Below are 25,959 nucleotides of genomic sequence, written 5' to 3' on the forward strand. Positions count from 1 at the left end.
CCGTATCGAGGCAAGCAAAAATCATAATTTATGCACTTTGCATCACAAGAAATAACGAAGGGCATATCATCAGTGATTTCAATACGTTCTTTTTGCCGCAGTGCACACTCATGACCAGAACGGCGGTCTTGCGTGTCCGGTAAATTGTCGTCGCGTTCGAAAACACTATTTTTCTATTACTTGGAACTACTCTGTCGTAGTCCTGATATTCCCGTCATGGTCGCATCTCTATACGCCTGCACCACCGGACGCCGAAGGGTTCGGAGCGATTTACTCGGCACCTTGTGCTTTATACTCGGCATTTCGCCGCACGTTCGCGCGGCAAGCCTCAGCCGACCGGCGTTACCTGCACGGCGACTTCGAGGCGCTGTCCGCCGGCGGCGACAATAACGCCGTCGATCGGTGCCACATCGGCATAATCGCGGCCGATGGCGAGCACGAGATGATCGGTGCCCGCCGGCATGTCGTTGGTCGGATCGAGCCCGATCCAGCCCGCCTCGTCCCCGCACCACACCAGCACCCACGCGTGCATGGCGTCGGCGCCCTCCAGCTTGACTTCGTCGCCCGGTCGCGCCGTGCGCAGATAGCCGCTCACGTAAGCGGCCGGCAGCCCAAGCGAGCGCAGCCCCGAGATCATCACGTGCGAGAAGTCCTGGCAGACGCCACGCCGCAGCGCGAATGACATCGGCGGCGTGGTGGTCGCCGTCGTCGCACCAACCTCGTAGACGAAGTCGGCCTTGATGCGGCCCATCAGATCGACCGCGCCTTCAAGCACCGGCCGCCCTTCGGGAAAACTCGCGGCCGCATATTCGCGGATCTCAGGATCGAGCGAGACCACGCGGCTGGCGAACAGGAAATGTGCGGGCGCTTCCGGGCTGAAATCGGTGCAGCGTACGGCGGCCTCCCGCACCTCCTCCCACGCCGGCGTCTCGCCCGGCTGCTGCGGCGGCTCGACGACAATACGCGCGGCGACACGCACGCTGAGCACATCATGCTGCTGCTCGAGCTTGATCCAGGTGACTCGGTTGCCAAAGAAGTCGCGGCCTTCGCGGCGCTCGACAGGCGCCGGCGTGACGTCGAGCGCGGCGGCGTGCACGCGCTGCCCCGGGCGATCGATCGGTGTCAGCCGCAGCGCGTGGTGCGCGTCGGTGACCGCGGAGTCGTAATGATAGGTCGTGACCTGGCGCACGTCGTAGATCATTCGAGCGCTTCCCAGGCTGCTTCCGAACGTTCGCGCGCGGTGAAGTAGTTGGACCCGATCAGGTCCGACAGTTTCATCAGCGCATTCTCGATCTCGATCAGGTCGTTCGCATCGATCGCCGTGGCGTCGGATGTACGGATCCTGGTCGCCAGCGCCGATGCCACCTGCTCCGGGGGTGACAGCCGGCCGTCTTGTCCACGCCGCGGCAATGCGGCGAGATGCGTTTCGATGCGCGCCAGTTGATAGACGATGGAACGCGGATTGTTCGGATCGAGCACGACCAGATCGATGACTGGCGCTCGCGCCGCCACCATCACATAACGCAGACGATACGTGATCTGGCTGTCTGCGAGTTCAAGCAGACAATCGAGCGCTCCGTCCAGCCGTTCGCCAAAAGCGAACTGGCGCACGAAACGCGAGGTCGCGAGTGCGCGCTCCAGACGGCGGCCGAGCTCGAGATAGCGCCAGCCGACCGCCTGGCTCATGTTCTCCTGCGCCAATCCCGAGAACGAAGCGACGATACGGAGCGCGCCATCAACCCTTTCAAACATGGCGCTTTCGGCCGGCCCCTGTTCCAGCGGCGTGCTGATCAGATTCGACAGCTCGGTCAGAGCACGCCAGGCATCCGGCGAGAAGCGGTCGCGGATCACCGACGCGGCGGCCTCGGCCGCCCCCGTCAGCGCGGGCAACGCACCGTAAAGATCGCGACTTTGCATCGCGGCCGATGCGACCAGCGCCGGCTTGACGCTGAGCATGTCGGGCGCAACGGCGTCCCAGCTCGCCAGCAGCGCCGTGATGCTGGCGCAGACCGCGCTCAAAGCCTCATCGCTCTCGGTCGACCGGCTCACGAGCGCACGCACCAACCGCAACGTCGCCTCCGCGCGCTCGACGTAACGTCCGAGCCAGAACAGATTGGCGGCGGCCCTACTCGGCAGCGGTCCGGTCGAACGATTGATGGCCACGCGATCGGGCGCCGGCAACAGCGTCAGGTGCGCGACCGGCTTGTCGGAGACCACCCAGGCATCGGCGGTGCGCCCGCCGCGCTGAAGGCTGACCGCACGCGCGTCGATGTCGTCGGCGATGCGCACGAAGCCACCCGGCATCACCCGCCAGCCGTCGCTGGTGCGGGCCAGCAGCAGCCGCAGGCTGAACGGACGCGGCACCAGCTTGCCATTATCCCATACGGGCGTTGTCGACAGCGTCACCGCTTCCTGCGCCACAAAGTCGATGCCGCGGCGGCCGATCGCTTCGATCATCGCCGCGCGGCCCGCGTCGTCCAACTGCTTGCCGAGCACGTAAGGCCGGTTGAATGGCGGCGGCAGATCGCGGTTGAACGCACAGGCAATCACGAGATCGTCGAGCCGCTCGATCACGTCCTCGCGTACGCTCGGATCGCCCAGCCACCAAGTGGCGACGTTCGGCAATGCGAGGTCCTTACCGGTCAGGATCGGCGCCAGCGCCGGCAGGAAGCTGAGCATCGCGCGCGCTTCCATCACGCCCGCACCGAGGCTGTTGGCGACGACGACGTTGCCGTCGCGGATCGCCTGCATCAGGCCCGGCACGCCGAGACGCGAGCGTGCCGACAGTTCGAGTGGATCGGCGAAGTCGGCATCAAGCCGGCGCAGCAGCACTTCCGCGCGCTTGAGCCCGGAGACGGTGCGGATGAAAACGCCGTCGGGGCGTACCGTGAGATCTTCGCCTTCGACCAAAAGAAACCCGAGGTAACGCGCGAGATAAGCGTGCTCGAAATAGGTCTCGTTCAGCGGTCCGGGCGTGAGCACGCAGACGCGGCTGTCGTCCTGCCGGTTGAGCGAGGACAGCTCCATCTGGAAGGCTTGAAAAAACGGCGCCACGCGCTCGACGCGCAAGTCGCGGTAGATGTCCGGCATGGCGCGCGACAGCGCCAGCCGGTTTTCCAGGGCATAGCCGGCGCCGGACGGCGCCTGGGTGCGATCGCCCAGCACCCACCAGCGTCCGTCCGGCGAGCGGCCGACATCGACGCCGTAGAAACGCAGATGGGCGCCACCTGGCGGCTCGACGCCGACCATCGGCCGCAGAAATTCCGGGTTGCCGGCAACGACCGGCGCCGGCAGCCGGCCGTCGCGAATGAACTCGGCCGGGCCGTAGATGTCGCCGAGGATGGCTTCGAGCAGCTCCGCGCGCTGAACGAGGCCAGCCTGCAACTCCTGCCATTCGGTGGCATCGATGATCAGCGGCACATGCGACAGCGGCCACGGCCGCACCGCGCCGGCCGGGTCCTCGTAAACCCGGTAGAAGACGCCGGAGTCGCGCAAATGACGGTCGGCCGCCGCAAAGCGCCGGTTGACCTCGTCCGGCCCGAGGTCGGCGAGCATCTGCAGGAACGGCCGCCAATGCGGGCGCACGTGGCCCGCATGGTCCATCATCTCATCGAAATTTCGCGGCAGCGGGCAGTAGTAGCCCGACAGCAGGCTTTCCAGCTCGCCAGGCGGCGCCGCGGCGTTCTCGGGCGAGGTCATCGCGGCATCACATCTGAGTCGGACGCCGCAGGTCGAGGGTCGTCGGGTATTCGAGCGAGCGTTCTTCCGCGGGAATCGTGAAGGCGCCGGGGGTGTGGCCACGCGCTTCGAACCGGGCGAGCCGGCGGGCCTGGGCTTCGTAGGAGTTCACGGGGAAAGTCTCGTAGTTGCGGCCGCCCGGGTGGGCGACGTGATACACGCAGCCGCCCAAGGAGCGGCCATTCCAGGCGTCATAGATATCGAAAGTGAGCGGCGCCTGCACAGGAACCGTGGGTTGCAACGCCGCGGCGAGCGCCCAGGCCTTGAACCGCACGCCCGCGACGAATTCGCCGCTGCGCCCGGTCGGCGTGAGCGGCATGCGGCGGCCATTGCACGTCACCGCGTGGCGGGCAGGATTGAGGCCATCCACCCTCACCTGCAAGCGCTCGACCGAGGAGTCGACGAAGCGCGTCGTGCCGCCCGCGACGCTCTCTTCGCCCAGCACATGCCAGGGCTCGAGCGCGTGACGCAGTTCGAGTTCGACGCCGCCATGGGTGACGCTGCCGTAGAACGGGAAGCGGAATTCGCGCTGCGCCTCGAACCAGACCGGATCGAACGGATAACCGGCGTGCGAAAGATCGGCGAGCACGCCGAGGAAATCCTGCCAGACGAAATGGCCGAGCATGAAGCGGTCGTGCAGCGTCGTGCCCCACCGCACCAATTGTCCCTGCTGCGGCTCGCGCCAGAACCAGGCGACCAGCGCGCGCAACAGGAGCTGTTGCGCGAGGCTCATGCGCGCATCGGGCGGCATCTCGAAAGAACGGAATTCGACAAGACCCAGGCGTCCGGTCGGTCCATCCGGCGAGAACAGTTTGTCGATGCAGATCTCGGCGCGGTGCGTGTTGCCGGTGACGTCGACCAGCAAGTTGCGAAACAGCCGGTCCACCAGCCACGGCCGCGGAGCTTCGCCGGCATTCGGCGGCGGCACCAGGCCCATCGCGATCTCGAGCTCGTACAACAGATCGTGGCGCGCTTCGTCCATCCGCGGCGCCTGGCTGGTCGGGCCGATGAACAGACCGGAGAACAGATAGGACAGCGACGGATGGCGCTGGAAATACAGCACCAGGCTCTTCAGCAGATCGGGCCGGCGCAGGAACGGACTGTCGGCCGGCATCTCACCGCCGAGCACGACGTGGTTGCCGCCACCGGTGCCGGTATGCCGCCCGTCGGTCATGAACTTGTCGGTGCCGAGCCGCGACAGCCGCGCCTCGTCGTAAAGCGTGCGCGTGATGTCGACCGCTTCGCGCCACGACGCGGCCGGATGCACGTTCACTTCGATGACCCCGGGGTCGGGCGTCACCTTGATCACGTTCAGCCGCGGATCGGGCGGCGGCAGATAGCCTTCGATATGCACCGGCAGATCGAGTTCGGCCGCGGTCGCCTCGACAGCACCCAGCAGGGCGACATAATCGTCGAGCCGCTCGGTCGGCGGCATGAACACGCAGAGCTGACCATCGCGCGGCTCGATCGTCAGCGCGGTGCGCACCGGCCAGCCGCCCGAGCCGCCGCTATACCCGGCCGGCTCGGCCATGCGCGCCTGCGGCGACAGCGCCGCAGCATAGGCCGTCGAAACGGCGAAGCTGCGGGCCAGCGCCGCAGCGTCCGGCAAAGGCCGCGGCTCATCGAAAGGATCGGCAGGCGCCGGCAACGGCTCCTCGAATGGGCGCAGATAAGGCAGCGACTTCAGCGGCAGACGGAAGCCGATCGGTGAATCCCCCGGCAGCAGGAACAACCGCTGGCGCCGCGTCTGCCAGATCTCGCTGAACCAGCCACCGCCCGCACCCAGCGCGCCCCAACGCTGCACCGGCAGCACGTAGCCGGTCGGCACCGACAAAGGCCGTTCGAACTCGCGCATGATCCGCGCGCGCTCGACCGGGTCGTCGATCTTGGGATCGGCCGGGTCGACATTCGGCGGCAGCGCGCCTTCCTTCAACAGACGATCGGCCGGATCCTCGAAGGCCGGCTGCACGTAATCGCGCGTGAGACCCAGTTTGCCGGCAAGCACTTCCGTAAAGCGCTGCGCATCGGGCGCCGACGGCGGCTGCGTGCGCGGCTTGGCTGCGACGAGGGCGGCATCCTGCCAGAGCGGCTTACCGTCCTTGCGCCAGATCAGCGACAGCGCCCAGCGCGGCAGCTCTTCGCCCGGATACCATTTGCCCTGGCCGTAATGCAGCATGCCGCCCGGCGCGAAACGGTCGCGCAACTTACGGATCAGCGTATCGGCTAACTGACGCTTAGTCGGCCCGAGCGCCGCCGTATTCCACTCCGCGGATTGGTAGTCGTCGATCGACACGAAGGTCGGCTCGCCGCCCATGGTGAGCCGTACGTTGTGGGTAGCAAGATCGGCATCGACCTTCTCGCCCAGCGCATCGAGCGCTTTCCACGCCGCGTCGGAAAACGGGAAGGTCACGCGCGGCTTTTCGTTGATGCGCGTCACCTTCATCTCGAAGGCGAAGTCGACCTTGGCGGCCTCGACGCCGCCGCTGATCGGCGCCGCCGCGCGATAATGCGGCGTGGCGGCGAGCGGCAGATGCCCCTCGCCCGTCAGCAAGCCGGACGTCGGATCGAGACCGATCCAGCCAGCGCCGGGTAGATAGACTTCGCACCAGGCATGCAGATCGGTGAAGTCCTCTGCCGCGCCAGCCGGACCGTCGAGTGCCGCGATATCGGGCTTCAACTGGATGAGGTAGCCGGAGACAAACCGCGCGGCGAAGCCGAGATGGCGTAACGCCTGCACCAGCAGCCACGCGCTGTCGCGGCACGAGCCGGACGCGCAAGCGAGCGTTTCTTCCGGTGTCTGAACGCCCGGCTCCATGCGCACGAGATACCGTATCTCGTGCTGAAGGCGTTGATTGAGAGCGACCAGGAAGTCTGTGGTGTTCTGCTTTCCGCGCGGTACCGAGGCGAGAAAGGCTTCAAGCCGCGGCCCGAGCGGCTCCTTCACCAGATACGGCGCCAATTCCTCGGCGAATTCCGCCGGGTAATCGAAGGGAAAATCGGTCGCGAAGGGTTCGACAAAGAAATCGAACGGATTGACGACCGACATGTCGGCGGTCAGATCGACGGTAACCGAGAACTCGCGTGTGCGTTCGGGGAAGACGAAGCGCGCCAACCAATTGCCGTTCGGATCCTGCTGCCAGTTCACGAAATGCTGGCTCGGCGTCACCTTCAGCGAATAACTCAAGATGGTCGTACGCGTGTGCGGCGCCGGCCGCAGGCGCACGACCTGTGGCCCGAGCGCGACCGGACGGTCGTAGAGGTAGCGCGTGACGTGCCTGAGACTGACTTGAATTGACATGCCTTGGACTTCTCCGCCGGACCCAAACGGGCTTGATAAGAGAAGCAAGTTTCAGGCCGCCAAGCGACACTGTTGCGACGGCGGCGGAACCGCCGCCAGCCGGATTTCGTCTTTTGTATCAGCTTATTGGGTCGGCTCCGGCGCGGCAACGGCTCGCTTTAGTCCCGCGACGACCGCGCGCAGCGGCTCCTCGGGCGCCGCCGCATCGGCCGAACCATGGGCGCCGTGGATGAGCGCATGGATGAAAGCCAGCTTCACGATGACCGTCGGCGCCAACACGAAAGGATAAAGATCCGGCACCCCCATGCTGCGGTTGATCGAGTTGACCGCGAAAGTCAGCGGCAGCCAGGCATCGACGATGCGCTCCATCTCGACCTCGTGCGGATCGAAATCGACCGCGGTGGCAAGTTCTGCCCCCATGGTCACGCGCGGCCGCACGCGCAGACCAAAAGCCTTGGCGGTCTCCAAGGTATCCACCATGTGGAAGTAGTGCGCCCAGGTCTCGGCGAAATCCTCCCACGGATGACTGCTGGCATAAGCGGTGACGAAGTGCTCGTTCCAATCCGGCGGCGGGCCGTTGTCGTAGTGTCGCTTCAGCGACTCACCGTAGTCGATCGTTTCATCGCCGAAGAGCTGACGGAATTCGGTGATGACCGGCTTATCCTTGATCAATTGATCCCAGTAATAGTGCGCAATTTCGTGCCGGAAGTGCCCGAGCAGCGTACGGTAGGGCTCGCCGAGCGCGTGACGGGCACGCTCGCGTTCGGCGTCGTCGGCTTCGGCGATATTGATCGTGATCACGCCATTGGCGTGACCCGTCATCACCGGCTCGCCGGCCGCCGACTTGAAGTCGAAAATCAAGCCATTGGCATCGCCGGCTTGGCCGCCCAGCGGCAACTTCAAGCGCAACAGCGAATAGAACAGCCGATGTTTTGCCGTTTCGATCTTGCGCCAATTGAAGAGGTTCTGCGGCACGGACAGATCGGGAATGGTGCGGTTATGGCGGCAGGCCGCGCAGAATTGCTCATCGCTATCGGCGGCGACCAGCCAGTTGCACACCTCGTGTTCGGCGTTGGCGCAGTAGCGATAGCGCCCATCGGGGTCGGCCAAAGCACGCCAAACGCCATTGTCGTCCTCGAGCGCAGTCACGGTCCCACGGCCCGGCAGATAGCCGAGCTTATGCCCGCAGCTCTCGCAGCGCGTATTTTCGAAGTAGAGCGGCTGGCCGCAATGCTGGCACTCGAACAGCTTCATCGGCTTCGCGAAGTTGATTGGCCCGGGTTATGAAACTGCTGGTGACAGAAAAGGTTGCAGACACGGTGCGGCCTTGGCCTCCTCGCGCATCGCCCGCTATCATGCCGCGAATTCACGCACGACCGGCCAATGACACCACACAACCTTGCCGCCCTCAACACCGCGCCCGCCACGGACTTCGTCGCCGCCCTCGCCGGCATCTACGAGCACTCTCCCTGGATCGCCGAGGCGGTCGTCGCGCAGCGGCCGTTCGCCAGCCTGCTGGCGCTGCACGACGCGATGATCGGCGCCGTGCGGGGCGCCTCCGCCGATAAGCAGTTGGCGCTGGTCAAAGCCCATCCCGATCTCGCCGGCAAGGCGGCGCGCGCCGGCGAACTCACCGCCGCCTCGACCAGCGAGCAGATGAGCGCCGGCCTCGACCGGCTGAGCGACGCGGATTATGCGCGCTTCCATCGGCTCAACGATGCGTACAAGGCGCGCTTCGGCTTTCCTTTCATCGTCTGTGTGCGGCGACACACGAAAGACTCGATCCTGCGGGCCTTCGAGCGGCGGCTTGCGCATAGCGCGGACGAGGAGTTGGCCACCGCCCTCACCGAGATATTCCGCATCGCGGCGCTGCGGCTCGACCAGGCGGTCGCGGCGGACGACAAGCTCAAAGTAGCGGGCCGCATCTCCACCCACGTGCTCGACACGCATGCGGGCCATCCCGCCAAAGGCGTCGTCGTGGAGCTGTGGGAATTATCGGCGTCTGGCGACAGCCGCTTCGTCGCGCGCGGAATAACCAACAGCGACGGCCGCACCGATGCGCCCTTGATCGGCGGCCGGCCGGTGCCGATCGGCGTCTACGAACTGCGCTTCGACGTCGCCACTTATTTCGCCGATCGTGGCATCAGCCTTCCCGACCCGCCGTTCCTTGGCATCGTGCCGCTCCGTTTCTCCGTGGCGGAGCCGGAGGGGCACTATCACGTGCCGCTGCTGGTCACGCCGTGGAGCTACTCGACCTATCGCGGCAGCTAGAGAGTCATAGCTTTGGATTAAATCGCCGCACGCTCTCTTCACCTCTCCCATAGGGAGAGGTCGACGCGCATAAGCGCGTCGGGTGAGGGGTTACCAACTCCGAGAGTCATACCCCCCTCACCCCAACCCTCTCCCCACAGGGGAGAGGGAGCCTGCAGTGCTTGCGGCATGCGCCTCCCCTAACTCAGAGCACCCACCCCCGGCAGAAAGAAACGCCGGCCGCGTGCGGCCGGCGTAGTCAGGTTCAAGCGCGCAAGTTCGTTAGAACGCCACCGTTGCGCCGAGGAGCCACGTGCTTTCGGTGGTGGCCGTGAAGTTGCCGAAGGGCTGCTTCGGATCGATGCCGAACTTGTTCACCCAGTAGCGATAGCCGCCCCAGACCGAGTACATGTTCGGGCGCAGCCCGAGCCACGGACCGACATCGAGGCTGAGGTTCTGCTGCAGGTAGTATTCGGTCGTGCGTTCGAGGCCCGCGCTGCCGGCCGGCTCACCCATTCCCTTCGGCCCGTGAATGGTGCCGAAGAACTTATAGGTCAGCGGCAGCCAGGACGGCATGAAACCGAGCGGCTGCACATAGAGCCATTCGAAGCCCCAAGTCGTGTTGAAGTCGACATTGCCTGACGGATTTGTCGTGCCGGGCGTAATCCCGTTGAACCCGTCGTGCTGCCATTCCTTGTAGACAGTCGGCGTCACGTTCAAGAAGCCCTTGTAGGGCATCGCGAAACTGAACTGGATACCCGCTTCGATGGACCGCTTGGCCGAGCCGAGCTGCGTGTTGTCGGTGTTGAGATCGGCGCCGACCATCAGCGATACATTGGTCAGCGGACCATAGGAGAAGGCTTTGGTGTTGAAGACCTCGTTGAAGCCGAAGGTGCTGCGGAAGAAGCCGTAGATCTCGGTATACGGAGCGCCGCCATCGAGCGTCGGCGTCTGCATGCTGGTGGCTTTGAGCCAGTCGATGTTGATGAAATTCGTGCCGTACTTCCACACGTCGAAATGCGTGAAGCTGAGCACATGTTTCGGCGTCTTGCCGGCGCCGGGATTGGTGGCGAGGAATTCGTAGTGGTAGCTGATCGAATTGTCGTTGACGAAGAAGAACGGGAGCTCCGCCGGCGCCTTCAGCACCGGCGCTTTGGTCGCCATATCGGCCGCGCTTGCAACGCCGACCGCCGCCGCCGTGAGCATACCGGCGAGCATCGCTGTTCGAAGAAACATAGTTTGACCCCCAACGAAGACTCCCGGCGACAAAAAACTGTCACAGCCGTTGCGCGGGGGAAGCGCGAAGATTCCGCAATCGACGCTGCTTATTTCGGCGTGCATGCGCCGAGACGAGCCACCTTTACATGCATTGGGTGTTAGCGACGACCGATCTAGAGCGGCGCCTATCGTATGAATCTATCTAAGGTAATTCCGTACGACGGTCGCTCGGCGTGAAGCAATTTTCGGCCTCCTGTCCCAAAGAGACGGCGCTGTACAAAAAACGAGCAGAGGTTGTGGCGCTGCACACAATGTCTTGCCGCTGTGACCCTGCGGCAACATGTCCCGCCACGATGACGTCCCCGGGGCGGACCGTCGGCGAAGACCCGCAGGTTCGTTCTGCCCGGTTTAGCGCATTGCTACGATTTGGTGCATGTTGCCAGTGGATTAGGCGGCTGTTGCCGCAATTTCACGTCTTCTAATGCCGTCTCTTTTGTCACACTATGAGATTGCCTAACTCGTAAACGTCGAGGCTCCTGCCGTCATGGATGTTGCGTCGTTGCACGGCCCGTCCGGCGACCGTCCGCTGCTGCAAGCCATCGGCATCACCAAGCGTTACGGCAACTTTCTCGCGAATGATGCGGTCGACCTCGACCTCTATCCCCGCACGATCCACGCCCTCCTCGGCGAGAACGGCGCCGGCAAGTCGACCCTGGTCAAGATCATCTACGGCCTGATCGAACCGACCGCCGGCGAACTGCGCTGGATGGGGCAGCCGATGGTGCTCGCCGGCCCTTCCGATGCGCGCACGCGCGGCATCGACATGGTGTTCCAGCATTTCTCGCTGTTCGACAATCTGACGGTCGCGGAGAACATCGCCCTGGGTCTCGACGGCTCCGAGAGCTTTGCGGCGATGTCGGCGCGGCTGGCGCAGGTGTCGCGCGATTACGGCCTGCCACTCGATCCCAAGCGCGAGGTGTGGCGGCTCTCGGTCGGCGAGCGTCAGCGCATCGAGATCGTGCGCATGCTGATGCAGAACCCGAAACTGCTCATCCTGGACGAGCCGACGGCCGTGCTGACGCCGCAGGAGGCCGACCAGTTATTCGTGGTGCTCGAGCGGCTCAAGGAGGAAGGACGCGCCATCCTCTACATCAGCCACAAATTGGAAGAGGTGAAGCGGCTCTGCGACAGCGCCACCATCCTGCGCGGCGGCAAGAAGGTCGCGACCTGCGATCCGCGCCAGGAAACCGCGGCGTCGCTTGCCCGGATGATGGTCGGCGCCGACATCGCGGCGGTGAAGCCGAAGTCCGCGCGCGCCACCACCGTGCCGCGGCTGGTCGTGAACCATCTCTCGATGAAGCCGGACGATCCGCACGGCGTCGCGCTGCAAGACATTTCCTTCGAGGTCAAAGGCGGCGAGATATTCGGCCTCGCCGGCGTCGCCGGCAACGGCCAGGACGAGCTGTTCGCGGCGCTTTCGGGAGAGCGGCGCACCGACAACGAAGGCGCGGTAATCATCGACGGCAACGGCGCCGGCGTGATGACGATCACAGAACGCCGCCGCCTCGGCGCTGCCTTCGTGCCGGAGGAGCGGCTGGGGCACGGCACGGCACCGCGCATGAAGCTGTCGGAGAACGCATTGCTGACCGGCCACGCCGCGAGCGGCATGGTCAAGCACGGCTTCATCGACAAGCTCGCGACTTTGGCGACCGTCGACAAGACCACACAAGCCTTCGACGTGCGCAAAGCCAAGCGCGACCCCGAAGCGGTCAGCCTTTCCGGCGGCAATCTGCAAAAGTTCGTCGTCGGCCGGGAAATCCTGCGCGAGCCGGGCGTGCTGGTCGTCAGCCAGCCGACCTGGGGCGTCGATGCCGGCGCCGCCGCCACCATCCGTCAGGCGCTGCTCGATCTGTCGGGTCGCGGCGCCGCGGTGCTGGTGATCAGCCAGGACCTCGACGAACTCGCCGAGATCGCCGACCGCGTCGCCGTCATGTATCACGGCACGTTGTCCGCGCCGCTGACGGCGCAGGACGCCACGCGCGAAAAGCTCGGCCTGCTGATGGGTGGCGCCAAGACTGGCGACGCACCGGCGATCGATGAACGGGAGGCCGCGCATGCAGCTGGTGCTTGAGCGGCGCGCCGAGCGCTCGACCTTGATCGCGATCGCCTCGCCGCTGCTCGCGATCGCCCTCACCCTCGTCACCATGTCGATCCTGGTGGCGGTCATGGGCAAGAACCCACTCGCCGCTTTGTGGGTCTATTTCATCGAGCCGCTGACCGACTCCTACGCGTTGCAGGAGTTGGTGGTGAAAGCCTCGCCCCTGGTGATGATCGCGGTCGGCTTGTCGCTCTGCTATCTCGCCAATGTCTGGAACATCGGCGCCGAAGGCCAATTCATCATCGGCGCGGTGTGCGGCTCCTGGCTCGCCGTCATCACCAACGGAACCGGCGCCGGACCGTGGGTGCTGCCGGCGATGCTCGTGCTCGGCGCCGCCGGCGGCGCGCTCTACGCGCTCATTCCGGCGCTCTGCAAGGTGCGCTTCGGCGCCAGCGAAATCCTCACCAGCCTGATGCTGGTCTATGTCGCCGATCTGTTGATGGACTATTTGGTGCGCGGCCCCTGGCGCGATCCCAAGGGCATGAACTTCCCCACCACCGCCGAGTTCGACCCGGTCGCCACGATGCCGACCTTGGTCGAAGGCAGCCGCCTCCATGCCGGCGCGCTCGTTGCGCTGATCGTGGTGATCGGTGCCGCCGTACTGCTCGGCCGCACCATCAAGGGTTTCGAGATCCGCGTCGTCGGCGCCGCGCCGAAGGCCGCGCGCTTCGCCGGCTTCAATGCCAACCAGCTGGTGTTGTTCACATTCGCCGTGTCCGGCGCGCTTGCCGGGCTAGCCGGAATCATCGAAGTGGCGGGGCCGGTCGGCCATCTGCAGCCCGGCATCTCACCGGGTTACGGCTTCACCGCGATCATCGTCGCGTTCCTTGGCCGGCTCAATCCGATCGGCATCCTCGTCGCCGGACTGTTCCTCGCCCTCACCTTCATCGGCGGCGAAGGCGCGCAGATCTCGATGAAGCTGCCGCTCGACCTCACGAAGGTGTTTCAGGGCATCCTGCTGTTCTACGTGCTCGCCTGCGACTCCATGATCCTCTACCGCATCCGCCTCATCGGCTCTTCGCGAAAGGCCGCCCATGGGCCTGTTTGAAGCCATCGTCCTCTCGGTTATCGCCGCCTCCACGCCGTTGTTGCTGGCGGCCGCCGGCGAATTGGTCGTCGAGCGATCCGGCGTGCTCAATCTCGGCGCCGAAGGCATGATGATCATGGGTGCCGCCTGTGGTTTTGCCGGCGCCTGGCTCACCGGCTCGACTTTCATCGGCGCCCTGTTCGGCATCGCCGCCGGCGTCGCGATGTCAGCCATCTTCGCCGTGCTGACGCTTGGCCTCGCCGTCAACCAGGTGGCGACCGGCCTCGCGCTCACCATCCTTGGCATCGGCCTATCCGGCCTCATCGGCGCCGGCTTCGTCGGCGAGCGCATCAACCCGGCGCCGCATCTTTACGTTCCCGGACTCTCCGACCTGCCGGCGCTCGGGCGCATCGTCTTCAATCAGGACGGCTTCGTTTACTTCTCGATCCTGCTGATCGCCGGCATCTGGTGGTTTCTCTATCGCACCCGTGCCGGGCTCATCCTTCGCGCCATCGGCGACAATCATGCCTCGGCGCATGCGCTCGGCTATCCGGTGCTCAAGGTGCGCTTCTACGCCGTGCTGTTCGGCGGCGCCTGCGCCGGACTTGGCGGCGCCTATCTGCCGCTCGCCTACACGCCCTTCTTCATTCCCGGCATGACCGCAGGCCGCGGCTGGATCGCCCTGGCGCTCGTCGTCTTCGCGTCCTGGCGGCCGCTCCGCCTGGTCGCCGGAGCTTACCTGTTCGGAGCGGTATCGATCTTGCAGCTTCATGCGCAAGGCGCCGGCATCGGCATTCCCTCGCAACTGATGTCGTCGCTACCCTACCTCGCTACTGTTATCGTCCTCGTCTTGATTTCGCGGACGCGCGCTAGCGCCGGATCGGCCGCGCCTGCATCGCTTGGAATGGCGTTCGTCCCCGATCGTTGAGATTCTAACCGGAGTGATCCCATGAAAAAGCTACTCGTCACCGCCGTCGCCGTGCTGGCGGCCGCCGCGACCGCGCTGCCCGTATCCGCCGCGGAAAAACTGAAGGTCGGCTTCATCTATGTCGGCCCGGTGGGCGATTTCGGCTGGACCTACCAGCACGAAGTCGGCCGTCAGACCATCGTCAAAGAGTTCGGTGACAAGATCGAGACAACCTATCTCGAGAACGTCAGCGAAGGTCCGGACTCCGAGCGCTCGATCGAGCAACTCGCCCGCACCGGCCATCAGCTTATCTTCACGACGTCGTTCGGCTACATGGACCCGACGGTGAAGGTCGCCAAGAAGTATCCGAAAATCGATTTCGAGCATGCCACCGGCTACAAGCGCGCGGACAACCTCGGGATCTATTCGGGCCGCTTCTATGAAGGCCGCTACATCCAGGGCATCATCGCCGCCAAGATGTCGAAGACCGGCGTGCTCGGCTATATCGGCTCGTTCCCGATCCCCGAAGTGATCTCGGGCATCAACGCCACCATGCTCGGCGCGCAGACCGTCAATCCGAACATCAAGATCAAGATCATCTGGGTGAACACCTGGTTCGATCCGGGCAAGGAAGCCGATGCCGCCAAAGCGCTGATCGATCAGGGGGCGGACATCATCATGCAGCACACGGACAGCCCGGCCGCCATGCAGGTCGCGGCGCAGCGCGGCATCTACGCCTTCGGCCAGGACTCCGACATGAGCAAGTTCGGCCCGAAGACCCAGCTCACCGCCATCATCAACAATTGGGCGCCCTATTACGTGCGCCAGGTGAAAGCCAAGCTCGACGGGAAATGGAAGGCCGAAGACACCTGGGACGGCCTGAAAGAAAAGATGGTCATGATGGCGCCCTACACCAACATGCCCGACGATGTGAAGAAGATGGCGCAGGACACGGAGGCGGCGATCGTCGCCGGCACGCTGCATCCGTTCAAGTGCCCTGTCCTCGGCCAGGACGGCAAACCCGTCGAGTGCAAAGGCGGCACGCATCTCGATGCCGGCCAGATCCTCGGCATGAACTTCTATGTGAAGGGCGTGGACGACAAATTCCCAGGCAAGTGAGCGGCGTCGCCTTATCCCTCCCCTGAAAGGGAGGGTCCGGCGCGTAGCGCCGGGGGTGGGGTCACATCCCGATTGCGAAGACCCCCACCCGACTCGCTTGCGCTCGCACCCTCCCCCGCAAGCGGGGGAGGGATAAGAAAGCCCAGCGGTCAGCGCGTATGAGACCGCTACCCCCGCAGCTTGCGCGCCGCCTCGTTATGACGGCGCATCAGGGCGGCAAGATCGAGACCGGGAATGACGCCGTTCTCGACCGTCCAACGGCCGTCGACCATGACGCGGTCGGCGCGATGCGCGCCGCACAGCACGAGTGCCGCGAGCGGATCGCCGGCGCCGGAGAAGCGCAACTCGTCGAGCTTGAATAACGCAAAATCGGCGCGCTTGCCGACGGCGATCTCACCAAGCTCAGGCCGTCCAACGCACGCCGCCGAGCCTTGCGTCGCCCACCGCAGCGCATCCTTGTGGCTGACTTTCGAGACGCCGTAGCGCGCCCGCTGCACCAGGAACGCCGCGCGCACCTCCTGCATCAGGTTCGAACCGTCATTCGACGCCGAGCCGTCGACGCCGAGACCGACCTTCACGCCGGCCGCTTCCAGTTCGCACACCCGGCACGTGCCTGAGCCGAGCACTTGATTGCTGCACGCACAATGGCTGACGCTGATCCCCGCTCTGGCCATGCGCGGCATCTCCTCGGCCTGGAAGTGGACGCCGTGTGCCAGCCAGACGCGGCTCGACAACCAGCCGCATCGCTCGAGATAATCGAGCGGCCGGCAGCCATAGAGACTGTCGCAGAAGCGATCCTCGTCCTCGGTTTCGGCCAAATGCGTATGCAGGCGCACGTCGAGTTTGTCGGCAAGCTCGGCAGTCGCGCGCATCAGCGACGTCGTCACCGAAAACGGCGAGCACGGCGCCAGGGCCACCTGCACCATCGCCGCCTCGCCGCGCTCATGGAAACGCGAGACGACGCGTTCGCTGTCAGCAAGGATCGTATCCTCGTCCTGCACGACGCTGTCGGGCGGCAGGCCGCCGTCGCGCTCCGACAGGTTCATCGAGCCGCGCGTCAACAAGACGCGCAGACCGAGACGCTTGGCGGCCGCCACCTCGATGTCGACGCCGTCTTCCAGCCCGTTTGGAAACACATAATGATGGTCGGTCGTGGTGGTGCAGCCCGACAGCATCAGTTCGGCCATCGCCACGGTCACCGCGGCATCGAGCGCCTCAGGCGTCAGCTTTGCCCATACCGGATAGAGCGCCTTGAGCCAGGGAAACAGTTCGCGGTCGAGCGCGGCCGGCAGCGCGCGGGTGAGCGTCTGATAGAAATGGTGGTGGGTGTTGATCAAACCTGGGAGCACCACGTGCTCGCCCGCGTCGTACGTCCCAGTCGGCGTTCTCGGCTCCCTGCCCATCCCGACCAATTCGACGATCCGGCCGTCGGCGACCACGACGCCGCGCTCGGCGCCATCGGCCAAGATCGCCAGAGGGTCCTTGATCCAGAGCGCTTCGCTCATTTGGCAGCTCCCATTAACCCGGCGAACATACAGGGACAGGCAAAGTCGCGGCCACATTCTTGCATGGGTGCGGGTATGGACCTGAACACAATCACGGAAGTGATGCGGCCCTCGGAACGCGCCGAATTGCCGGCTTGGCGGGAGGGCGACGCCTATCTCGCGGGCGGCACTTGGCTGTTCTCGGAGCCGCAGCCCCATCTCAAGCGACTGATCGATTTGCCAGGCCTCCGGCTCGCCCCGCTGCAGGCAACGCCGGCGGGCCTGACGATCGCCGCGACCTGCACCATTGCGCAACTCGAGAGCGTCGCGTTACCCGCCCCGTGGACGGTGAAGCCGCTGATCGAGCAGTGCTGCCGCGCTTTCCTCGCTTCCTTCAAGATCTGGAACATGGCGACTGTCGGCGGCAATCTGTGCATGTCCCTGCCGGCCGGCCCGATGATCTCCCTCACCACCGCGCTCGATGGCGAATGCGTCATCTGGTCGTCGGATGGCGGCGAGCGGCGCGTGCCAGTCATCGACTTCGTGCTCGGGCCGCAGCGCAATGTGCTCCAACCGGGCGAGTTGCTGCGGCAGATCGAGCTGCCGAGCGCGGCCATGACGCGGCGCACCGCCTTCCGCCAGATTTCGCTGTCCCCGCTTGGACGCTCGGCGGCGCTGCTCATCGGCACGCGCACGACAGACAGCGACGCTTTCACCCTCACCATCACGGCGTCGACGCCGCACCCGGTGCGGCTCGCCTTCGAGACGATGCCTTCGGCCGCGGCTCTGCGTGCCCGCATTGAAGATGAGGTGCCGGCGGGCGCCTACTACAACGATGTACACGGCGCGCCGGATTGGCGGCGCGCGATGACCCTCACCTTCGCCGAAGAAATTTGCGCTGAACTGACAGGTGCGCGATGAGCTTCACCGTCAACGGCAAGACGTTTTCCGAACAGCCCGCGGCGGGGCAATGCCTGCGCACATTCCTGCGCCAGCTCGGCTGGTTCGGGGTGAAGAAAGGCTGCGATGCCGGCGACTGCGGCGCCTGCACCGTCTATGTCGACGGCGACCCGGTGCACAGTTGCCTGACGCCGGCCTTCCGCGCCGAAGGTCGCGAGGTGACCACCATCGAGGGCCTCGCCAAAGGCAACGACCTGCATCCGATGCAGCGCGCCTTTCTCGACGCGCAGGCCTTCCAATGCGGCTTCTGCACCGCCGGCATGATCATGACGGCGGCCTCGCTCAACCAGGCGCAGCGTCACGATCTAGGCTGGGCGCTCAAGGGCAATCTCTGCCGCTGTACCGGTTATCGCAGCATCGGCGACGCCTTCGCCGGCGCCAACAATATCGAGGCCGAAGCGCCCGGCGCCGGCTGCGGCCACAACGTGCCCGCGCCGGCCGGCCCCGATGTTGTCACCGGCAAGGCCCGTTACACGCTCGATGTCGCGATCGACGGCCTCTTGCATATGAAACTCGTGCGGTCGCCTTATCCGCATGCGCGCATCCGCTCGATCGACAAGACGGCCGCGCTGGCGGTGCCCGGCGTGCGGGCCGTATTCACGCACGAGGATTCGCCCAATGTGCCTTTCTCGAGCGCCCGGCATGAAATCCGCACCACGGATTGCGACGATACATTCGTGCTCGACGATGTGGTGCGGTTTATCGGGCAGCGCGTTGCCGCCGTCGTCGCCGACACCGACGCCGCCGCCGAGGAAGGCTGCCGCCGGCTGATCGTCGATTACGAGATATTGCCGGCCGTGTTCGACCCCGAGGAGGCGATACGCCCCGGCGCGCCGCTCCTACACGCCGACAGGCCCGCGGACGCGCGCATCGAAGACCCGGCGCGCAACATCGTCGCGCAGTTCGACGGCGGATTTGGCGATGTCGTCCAAGGCTTCGCCGAGGCCGACGTCGTGTACGAAGGCAGCTTCGAAACGCCACGCATCCAGCACGCCCATCTCGAGACACTCAGCGCCATCGCCTGGTGCGACGACAACGGCCTGACCGTCCGCTCCTCGACGCAGGTGCCGTTCCTGACGCGCAACGAACTCGCGCACGTGTTCGGGCTCGATCGCGACAAAGTGCGCGTGTTCTGCGAGCGCGTCGGCGGCGGTTTCGGCGCCAAACAGGAAATGTTGGTCGAGGACGTGGTGGCGCTGGCCGCGCTCAAGCTGCGCCGGCCGGTCAAGCTCGAATTCACGCGCACGGAGCAGTTCGTCGGCGCCACGACGCGCCATCCGATGCGCACCCGGGTCAAGATCGGCGCCAAGCGCGACGGCACCCTCACCGCCATCAAGCTCGATATCGTCTCCAACACCGGCGCCTATGGCAATCACGCCAAGGCCGTGCTGGCACATGCCTGCTCCGAGGTGATCGCGGTCTATCGTTGCCCGAACAAGAAGATCACCGGCGTCGCGGCCTATACGAATACGCTGCCGGCCGGCGCGTTCCGCGGCTATGGCCTGCCGCAGTCGAATTTTGCCGTCGAGCAGGCGATGGACGAAGTCGCGCGCCTGCTCGGCTTGGATCCGTTCGAGGTCCGCCGCCGCAACGTCGTCAAACCCGGCGATCCGATGCTGGCGCTGTCGCCGCATCCGCACGCGGACGTGGTCTACGGCAGCTATGGCCTCGACCAGTGTCTCGATCTTGCCGAGGCCGCGCTGAAGAACGACGCGGGCTTGACGCCTCCCGCCGCCGACTGGCTGACCGGCACCGGCATGGCGCTGACCATGATCAACACCGTGCCGCCCGGCGGGCATATCTCGGACAGCGTCGTGTCGCTCGATGCGGACGGCCGCTACACGCTGACGGTCGGCACCGCCGAGTTCGGCAACGGCACGGCGACGGTGCACAAGCAGATCGCCGCGACCCTGCTCGGCGCGCCGCCCTCGGCGTTCAGGCTGCGGCCGTCGGACACGGTGCATGGGGGCCACGATACCGGCGCTTACGGCAGCACCGGCACGGTCGTCGCCGGCAAGGCGACCGAGGCGGCCGCGCAAGCCTTGCGCGACACGATTCTCGATTTTGCCGCCAGCCACACCGGCGCGCCGCGCGAAAGCTGCACGCTGAACGGCGACGTGGTGATGTGCGGTGGCACCCCGCTCGTGCTGACCAAGCTGCAGGCGGCGGCCACGGCGGCCGGCGTCAGCCTGTCGGCCAGCGGTCATTCCGGCGGCACGCCGCGCTCGGTGGCTTTCAACGTCCACGGCTTCCGCATCGCGGTGAACCCTGCCACCGGCGAGATCCGAATCCTCAAGAGCGTGCAGGCGGCGGACGCCGGCCGCGTCATCAACCCGATGCAGTGCCGTGGCCAGATCGAAGGCGGCGTGGCGCAGGCCTTGGGCGCGGCGCTGTTCGAGGAAGTCATCATCGATGCCGACGGCAAGGTGACGACGCCCAGCTTCCGCACCTATCACCTGCCCGCCTTCGGCGACGTGCCGCGGACCGAAGTGCTGTTCGCCGACACCTATGACAGCCTCGGCCCGCTCGGCGCCAAATCGATGAGCGAGAGCCCGTACAACCCGGTCGCCGCCGCTTTGGCCAATGCCCTGCGGGACGCGACCGGCGTGCGCTTCCATCGCCTGCCGCTGCGGCCGGACCGGGTCTATGCGCGGCTGAAAGAGGCGGAACGGGAAAAGAACGCGTGCGCTTGACCCGCGACGCGGGCAATCGGCCGATCTCTGGAAGGATGACGGGTGGAGATGGTCGGAGCGGCAGGATTCGAACCTGCGACCCTCTGGTCCCAAACCAGATGCGCTACCAGACTGCGCTACGCTCCGCCGGTCTCAGGGACGCTCGATACACGGCCCGCCGCCGGCCAGCAAGCGACCTAGCGGCCCTTGAAGATAGAACCCGCGACCCGGTCGCCGGGGGCGATGCCCAATTTGCGGGCGGTTCCGCCGATCACCTCCAGCACCGCCCGGACCGGCCCGTTCGACGGCACGATCTTTTCCGATAGCGGCTCGGTGTTTTCGGCGATCCGCAAAATTCGGCCATCGCCGCGGATGAAGATCATATCGAGCGGGATATAGGTGTTCTTCATCCAGAAGCCGACTTCCTGGTCGCGGTGGAAGTCGAACAGCATGCCCTGCCCCTCCGGCAGCGACTTGCGGTACATCAGCCCCTTCTCGCGCTCCGCCTCGGTGGCAGCCAGTTCGACCGAGAAGGCGTGCACGCCGGACTTCGTGGCGATCTCCACCGTGTCCCGCTCGGCGGACCGAGCGGGCGCGGTCGCCCACATAACAGCAAGGAGAACGAGAGAGAGCCAGCGGAGGATACGCATGGCATCGCCTTTACGCGGCCGCGCCGGAGCCGGCAACTGACAACTCGGTGAGCGCGCTCAGTGCGACGCCGGTCCGAGCGAGCCACCGTCCGGGCGGACCTCCGCGGCCATCAGGCCCTTCGGCCCAGGCCCGAAGCGCACCAGCACGGTCTGACCCGGGCGCAGCTCGGTCAGGCCGAAGCGGCGCAAGGTCTCCATGTGGACGAAGATGTCCTCCGTGCCCTCACCCCGCGTCAGGAAGCCGAAGCCCCGCAGCCGATTGAACCACTTCACCACCGCGCGCTCGAGGCCGCTCGTCGGGGTGACGGTCACATGGGTGCGCGGCGGCGGCATCTGCGCCGGATGGATCGCCGTCGACTCGTCCATCGAGATGATGCGGAAGCACTGCAGGCCCTTCGGCCGGACCAGCACCTCCGCGACGATGCGCGCGCCCTCGTATGCGGTTTGATAACCGTCGCGGCGCAAGCAGGTCACGTGCAAAAGCACGTCCGCCATACCATTGTCAGGAATGATGAAACCGAAGCCCTTCGCGACGTCGAACCATTTGATGACCCCCGTCATCTCAACAAGGTTCGTCGCCGTTTCGTCGACGATTTCTGTATCTCTGACCGTTCCTGGCCGAAATGTTGTCGCAGGCATTTTTGATTCAATCCCGTCCGACGCCATGACGCCGCAACGCCGCCGCTTTTCTGGCGCCTCTTCAAGAGCGCTTCGTCGAATCTCTAAAAGAACGATAACACCGCGCGCATAGCCGCAAAGTGCAAAATATGCTTGCGCACAACTCTGTTCCACTCGGAAAGCATTGCGAATCAGTGCTGAATGAAGGGTCCCAGCACGTCACCGATGTCATGACGAACGACGAGATCGGCGATCTCGTCGAACTCCGTGGGATCGCGATTGATGATGACGAGCGAAGCGCCATTGCGCTTTGCCATCAAGGGGAAGCCCGCCGCCGGCCACACCACGAGTGACGAACCGACCGCGAGGAACAGGTCGCAACGTTTGGTCAAATCTTCAGCACGTTGCATCGCAGCAGCGGGCATGGATTGCCCGAACGATACGGTCGCGGTCTTGATGAAGCCGCCGCAGGTACAATCCGGCGCGTGCTGTCCGTTGGCGTCGAACTGTTCTTTGATCCATTCCAATTCGTAGCGCCGCTCACATTCGAGGCAGAGGGCGTAAGTGGTGTTACCGTGCAGCTCCACCACATCTTGCGGGGCGATGCCCGAAGCTTGATGCAAATTGTCGATGTTCTGCGTCACCACGGCCGGAACTTTACCGCTGCGATAAAGGCTGGCGAGCGCGCTATGGCCGCGGCCCGGTCTGGCCGCCCCGAAGGTCGCGTCGATGGCGAAGCGCCGCCGCCAGGATTCGTCGCGCATGTCCTGGCTGGCGAGAAATTCGTCAAAGGGGATCGGCCGGTTCTTTGTCCACAGCCCGCCGGGCGAGCGAAAATCCGGGATACCGCACTCGGTCGAGATGCCGGCGCCGGTGAACGGCAGGATGGCCTCCGCCTCCGCGATCATCTCGCTCAATTCGGCGACGGCGGTGTCAAGATCGGGAGCGATCATTGCTATATAAGTCCTGGCGGGCCGGCATGACCGCCCGACGTTCGTGAGGTCCAGTCAATGCGATATCTGCACACCATGTTGCGCGTGCGCAATCTCGACGCCGCGCTCGATTTTTACGTCAACAAACTCGGTCTGATCGAGACCCGGCGGCGGGTCGACGAGAAGAACCGCTACACCCTGGTATTCCTGGCTGCGCCGCAGGACGACGCGGCGCTTGAGATCGCCAAGAAGGCCGGCCGGCCTGGCCCGGAGGTGGAACTCACCTACAACTGGGATAGCGAGGACTATGGCGAGGCGCGATTCTTCGGCCACCTCGCCTATGAGGTCGACGACATTTACGCGACCTGCGACCGGCTGATGAAGGCGGGCGTCACCATCAACCGCCCCCCGCGCGACGGCGTCATGGCCTTCGTGCGCTCACCCGACAAGCATTCGATCGAGTTGCTCCAGAAAGGGAATCCCCTGCCGCCGCAGGAGCCCTGGAAATCGATGGCCAACACCGGGCATTGGTAACCGGGAGGCCGGCCCGGAAAATTTCCACCACCGGCTCGCTTGCCCGGCCGGGCGAAGCTCTTTATACAGCCGCCATCCTGCTGCCGGCGCCTGCCGCCGGCGGCATCCCGCGCCCTTCGTCTAGAGGCCTAGGACACCGCCCTTTCACGGCGGTAACAGGGGTTCGAATCCCCTAGGGCGCGCCATTTGCGTACAAAGCGAACGCCATCAATCGCGGTCTGTCTGCCCGCGATTGAAGCCCGCCGTACGTCCCCTTATTTCCAAACCGCGGACGCCACCGGCGATCCATGGGTTGCCTCGTCGATACGGCAACCAGTTAAAGGCTTACTTTCGTGACATTCCTGCCCGCAAATCCCCCGCTCGCCCGCGCCCTGGCCGAGCGCAACTACACCGAGGCAACGCCGGTTCAGACGGCGGTGCTGGCCGACACGGCCGCCGGCCGCGATCTGTTGGTCTCGGCACAAACCGGCTCGGGCAAAACCGTCGCCTATGGACTGGCGGTTGCGGCGGATCTTCTGGCCGGCGCGGACCGCTTCGCACGGGCCGCCAAGCCGCTGGCCCTCGTCGTCGCGCCGACTCGTGAGCTTGCCCTGCAGGTGCAGCGCGAACTCGCCTGGCTCTATCACTACACCGACGCGCGCGTCGTCTCCTGCGTCGGCGGCATGGACCCGCGTCGCGAGCAGCGCGAGCTCGAACTCGGTGCCCACATCGTCGTCGGCACGCCTGGCCGGCTGTGCGATCACCTGCGGCGCGGACGCCTCGACGTCTCGGAATTGAAGGCCGTCGTCCTCGACGAGGCCGACGAGATGCTCGATCTCGGCTTTCGCGAGGACCTGGAGCTGATCCTCAAGACGACGCCGGAGGCGCGCCGCACGCTGCTGTTCTCGGCGACCTTGCCACGCGGCATCGTCGCGCTGGCCAAGCAATATCAAAAGGACGCGTTGCGCATCGAAGTCGCCGCCGGCGACGGCGGCCATGCCGACATCGAGTATCGCGCCATCCGGATCGCCGCGCACGAGGTCGAGCACGCGGTCGTCAACGTGCTGCGCTATTTCGAATCGCCGGGCGCGATCGTCTTCTGCAACACGCGCAGCGCGGTCAACCATCTGCAGGCAGCATTGCTCGAGCGTGGCTTTTCCGTCGTGGCGCTGTCGGGCGAACTGACCCAAGGCGAGCGCACGCATGCGCTTCAGGCGCTGCGCGACGGACGGGCGCGCATCTGCGTCGCCACCGACGTCGCCGCGCGCGGCATCGATTTGCCGAACCTCGGCCTCGTGATTCACGCCGAGCTGCCGAACGACGCCGAAGTGCTGCAGCATCGCTCCGGCCGCACCGGCCGCGCGGGCCGGAAAGGCGTGAGCGTGGTGCTCGTGCCGCCCGCACGCCGCCGCCGCACCGAACGGATGCTCGACCAGATCGGCGTCGAACCCATCTGGGGCGCCGCGCCGCAGGCCGAGGAAATCCGCAAGCTCGATCAGCAGCGCATGCTGCAGGATCCCGTCTTCACGCAGGAGGCGACCGAGGAGGATCAAACGCTGGCGCGCGCCCTGCTGGCCGAGCGCTCTGCGGAAGAGATCGCGGCGGCGCTGGCGCGGCTTTATCGCGCGCGCCTGCCCTCGCCCGAAGACATCGCCGATCCCGGCCAGGGACGCGATTACGACAAAACGCGTTCACGCGAGGACCGTGGCGATCGACGCGGGCCGCGCCCCGAACGCGCCGACGACGAGCGCGGACCGAAGCCGGGACAACGAACCGGCTTTCGCCGCGGCCTGGAAGGCGGCAGCGTCTGGTTCCGCGCCAGTATCGGCCGCCGCAAGAATGCCGAAGCGCGCTGGCTCTTGCCGATGATCTGCCGCCGCGGCGGCATCAGCCGGAACGACATCGGCGCGATCCGGATTTACGAGGCCATCACCGAAATCGAGATCTCGGCCAAGGCGGCCGCGGAATTTGCCGCCAAGGTCGCCGTTCCCGACAAAGAAGAGAACATCCGCATCGAGCAGTTGGCGGACGGTCCGCGCGGTGAAGCGCCAGCCGACAAGCCCGCCGATAACGCCGCGAGCGCCGGCAAGCCACATGATGGCGACACCCGCCGGAATGAAAAGCCGCGTTACGACAAGCCGCGCAAGCATCACGACGAGCGCTTCCGCGATAAGACGGCCAAGTTCGAGAAGAAATCCGACTTCGGCAAGAAACCGGGCTTCGACGACAAGAAGCAGGGGTTCGATAAGAAGCACGGCTTCGACAAGAAGAAGAGCTTCGACAAGAAGCAGCGGCACGAGCACAAGCCGGCTCATGCGGGTCAGGCCCGGCGTCAGGATGGCGCGCCCTTTGCCAAGCCCGCCTTCGGCAAGAAGCCGAAGAAGCACAAGCATCGCGGCCAGGACAAAGCGTAGC

18 protein-coding genes and 2 tRNA genes are annotated in these 25,959 nt (G+C 65.4%); 10 read left to right on the forward strand and 10 right to left on the reverse strand.

The window, feature by feature from the left end; translation table 11 throughout:
• Positions 1-328: 328 nt before the first annotated feature.
• The 4 genes from DW352_RS06995 to DW352_RS07010 form a co-directional block, all read right to left on the reverse strand.
• Positions 329-1,201, reverse strand: coding sequence for a transglutaminase family protein (locus DW352_RS06995; RefSeq protein WP_115689783.1), 873 nt, complete (start codon positions 1,199-1,201; stop codon positions 329-331).
• Positions 1,198-3,699 carry a circularly permuted type 2 ATP-grasp protein gene (locus DW352_RS07000; protein WP_115689785.1) on the reverse strand — a complete coding sequence of 834 codons (2,502 nt, stop codon included), beginning with the start codon at positions 3,697-3,699 and terminating at the stop codon, positions 1,198-1,200. Before DW352_RS07000 ends, DW352_RS06995 begins: the two co-directional genes overlap by 4 nt.
• A gap of 7 nt (positions 3,700-3,706) precedes the next feature.
• Positions 3,707-7,036 carry a transglutaminase family protein gene (locus DW352_RS07005; protein WP_115689787.1) on the reverse strand — a complete coding sequence of 1,110 codons (3,330 nt, stop codon included), beginning with the start codon at positions 7,034-7,036 and terminating at the stop codon, positions 3,707-3,709.
• Positions 7,037-7,159: 123 nt separating this feature from the next.
• The gene (locus DW352_RS07010) at positions 7,160-8,290 is read right to left on the reverse strand and encodes a zinc-binding metallopeptidase family protein (RefSeq protein ID WP_115689789.1); all 1,131 of its coding nucleotides are present in this window, start codon (positions 8,288-8,290) and stop codon (positions 7,160-7,162) included.
• 129 nt (positions 8,291-8,419) lie between these two features.
• On the opposite strand from DW352_RS07010, the gene uraD reads away from it, so the two are divergent.
• Positions 8,420-9,307, forward strand: coding sequence for a 2-oxo-4-hydroxy-4-carboxy-5-ureidoimidazoline decarboxylase (gene uraD / locus DW352_RS07015; RefSeq protein WP_115689791.1), 888 nt, complete (start codon positions 8,420-8,422; stop codon positions 9,305-9,307).
• Between the two features lie 261 nt (positions 9,308-9,568).
• Here uraD and DW352_RS07020 read toward each other — a convergent pair whose 3' ends face one another.
• Entirely contained in the window at positions 9,569-10,522 is a 954-nt protein-coding gene (locus DW352_RS07020) for a hypothetical protein (protein ID WP_162826829.1), read from the reverse strand.
• 526 nt (positions 10,523-11,048) lie between these two features.
• Here DW352_RS07020 and DW352_RS07025 point away from each other — a divergent pair.
• The 4 genes from DW352_RS07025 to DW352_RS07040 are packed head-to-tail and all read left to right on the forward strand — an operon-like array spanning position 11,049 to position 15,715.
• A complete protein-coding gene (locus DW352_RS07025) occupies positions 11,049-12,635 on the forward strand; it encodes an ABC transporter ATP-binding protein (RefSeq protein ID WP_115689796.1) in 1,587 nt (528 codons plus the stop codon).
• On the forward strand, positions 12,619-13,710 hold the full coding sequence (locus tag DW352_RS07030; protein WP_115689798.1) for an ABC transporter permease: 1,092 nt from the start codon (positions 12,619-12,621) through the stop codon (positions 13,708-13,710). The genes DW352_RS07025 and DW352_RS07030 overlap by 17 nt, the downstream gene beginning before the upstream one ends.
• Entirely contained in the window at positions 13,697-14,617 is a 921-nt protein-coding gene (locus DW352_RS07035; RefSeq protein WP_115689800.1) for an ABC transporter permease, read from the forward strand. Before DW352_RS07030 ends, DW352_RS07035 begins: the two co-directional genes overlap by 14 nt.
• Positions 14,618-14,638: 21 nt before the next feature.
• Positions 14,639-15,715 carry a BMP family ABC transporter substrate-binding protein gene (locus DW352_RS07040; protein WP_115689802.1) on the forward strand — a complete coding sequence of 359 codons (1,077 nt, stop codon included), beginning with the start codon at positions 14,639-14,641 and terminating at the stop codon, positions 15,713-15,715.
• 167 nt (positions 15,716-15,882) lie between these two features.
• On the opposite strand, the gene DW352_RS07045 is transcribed toward DW352_RS07040, so the two are convergent.
• Positions 15,883-17,220, reverse strand: coding sequence for an 8-oxoguanine deaminase (locus DW352_RS07045; protein WP_115689804.1), 1,338 nt, complete (start codon positions 17,218-17,220; stop codon positions 15,883-15,885).
• Positions 17,221-17,295: 75 nt separating this feature from the next.
• Here DW352_RS07045 and DW352_RS07050 point away from each other — a divergent pair, with 75 nt between their 5' ends.
• Both DW352_RS07050 and DW352_RS07055 read left to right on the forward strand, forming a co-directional pair.
• Positions 17,296-18,120, forward strand: coding sequence for an FAD binding domain-containing protein (locus DW352_RS07050; protein ID WP_115689806.1), 825 nt, complete (start codon positions 17,296-17,298; stop codon positions 18,118-18,120).
• On the forward strand, positions 18,117-20,852 hold the full coding sequence (locus tag DW352_RS07055) for a molybdopterin-dependent oxidoreductase (RefSeq protein ID WP_115689808.1): 2,736 nt from the start codon (positions 18,117-18,119) through the stop codon (positions 20,850-20,852). The genes DW352_RS07050 and DW352_RS07055 overlap by 4 nt, the downstream gene beginning before the upstream one ends.
• 49 nt (positions 20,853-20,901) lie before the next feature.
• Here the strand turns inward: DW352_RS07055 and DW352_RS07060 are convergent.
• The 4 genes from DW352_RS07060 to DW352_RS07075 form a co-directional block, all read right to left on the reverse strand.
• Positions 20,902-20,978: transfer RNA gene (locus DW352_RS07060), tRNA-Pro, on the reverse strand.
• 50 nt (positions 20,979-21,028) lie between these two features.
• Complete coding sequence (locus DW352_RS07065; RefSeq protein ID WP_425374652.1) at positions 21,029-21,439, reverse strand: DUF192 domain-containing protein; 411 nt, start codon at positions 21,437-21,439, stop codon at positions 21,029-21,031.
• Between the two features lie 99 nt (positions 21,440-21,538).
• A complete protein-coding gene (locus tag DW352_RS07070; protein WP_425374653.1) occupies positions 21,539-22,120 on the reverse strand; it encodes a cold-shock protein in 582 nt (193 codons plus the stop codon).
• Between the two features lie 170 nt (positions 22,121-22,290).
• Positions 22,291-23,052, reverse strand: coding sequence for an SIR2 family NAD-dependent protein deacylase (locus DW352_RS07075; RefSeq protein ID WP_115689814.1), 762 nt, complete (start codon positions 23,050-23,052; stop codon positions 22,291-22,293).
• A 57-nt stretch (positions 23,053-23,109) separates the two neighbouring features.
• On the opposite strand from DW352_RS07075, the gene DW352_RS07080 reads away from it, so the two are divergent.
• The 3 genes from DW352_RS07080 (at position 23,110) to DW352_RS07090 (ending at position 25,958) form a co-directional block, all read left to right on the forward strand.
• Complete coding sequence (locus tag DW352_RS07080; RefSeq protein ID WP_115689816.1) at positions 23,110-23,565, forward strand: VOC family protein; 456 nt, start codon at positions 23,110-23,112, stop codon at positions 23,563-23,565.
• Between the two features lie 109 nt (positions 23,566-23,674).
• Positions 23,675-23,750, forward strand: a tRNA-Glu gene (locus DW352_RS07085).
• Between the two features lie 147 nt (positions 23,751-23,897).
• A complete protein-coding gene (locus tag DW352_RS07090; protein ID WP_115689818.1) occupies positions 23,898-25,958 on the forward strand; it encodes a DEAD/DEAH box helicase in 2,061 nt (686 codons plus the stop codon).
• Position 25,959: the final 1 nt, after the last annotated feature.

The organism is Pseudolabrys taiwanensis, assembly GCF_003367395.1.
Taxonomy (GTDB): domain Bacteria; phylum Pseudomonadota; class Alphaproteobacteria; order Rhizobiales; family Xanthobacteraceae; genus Pseudolabrys; species Pseudolabrys taiwanensis.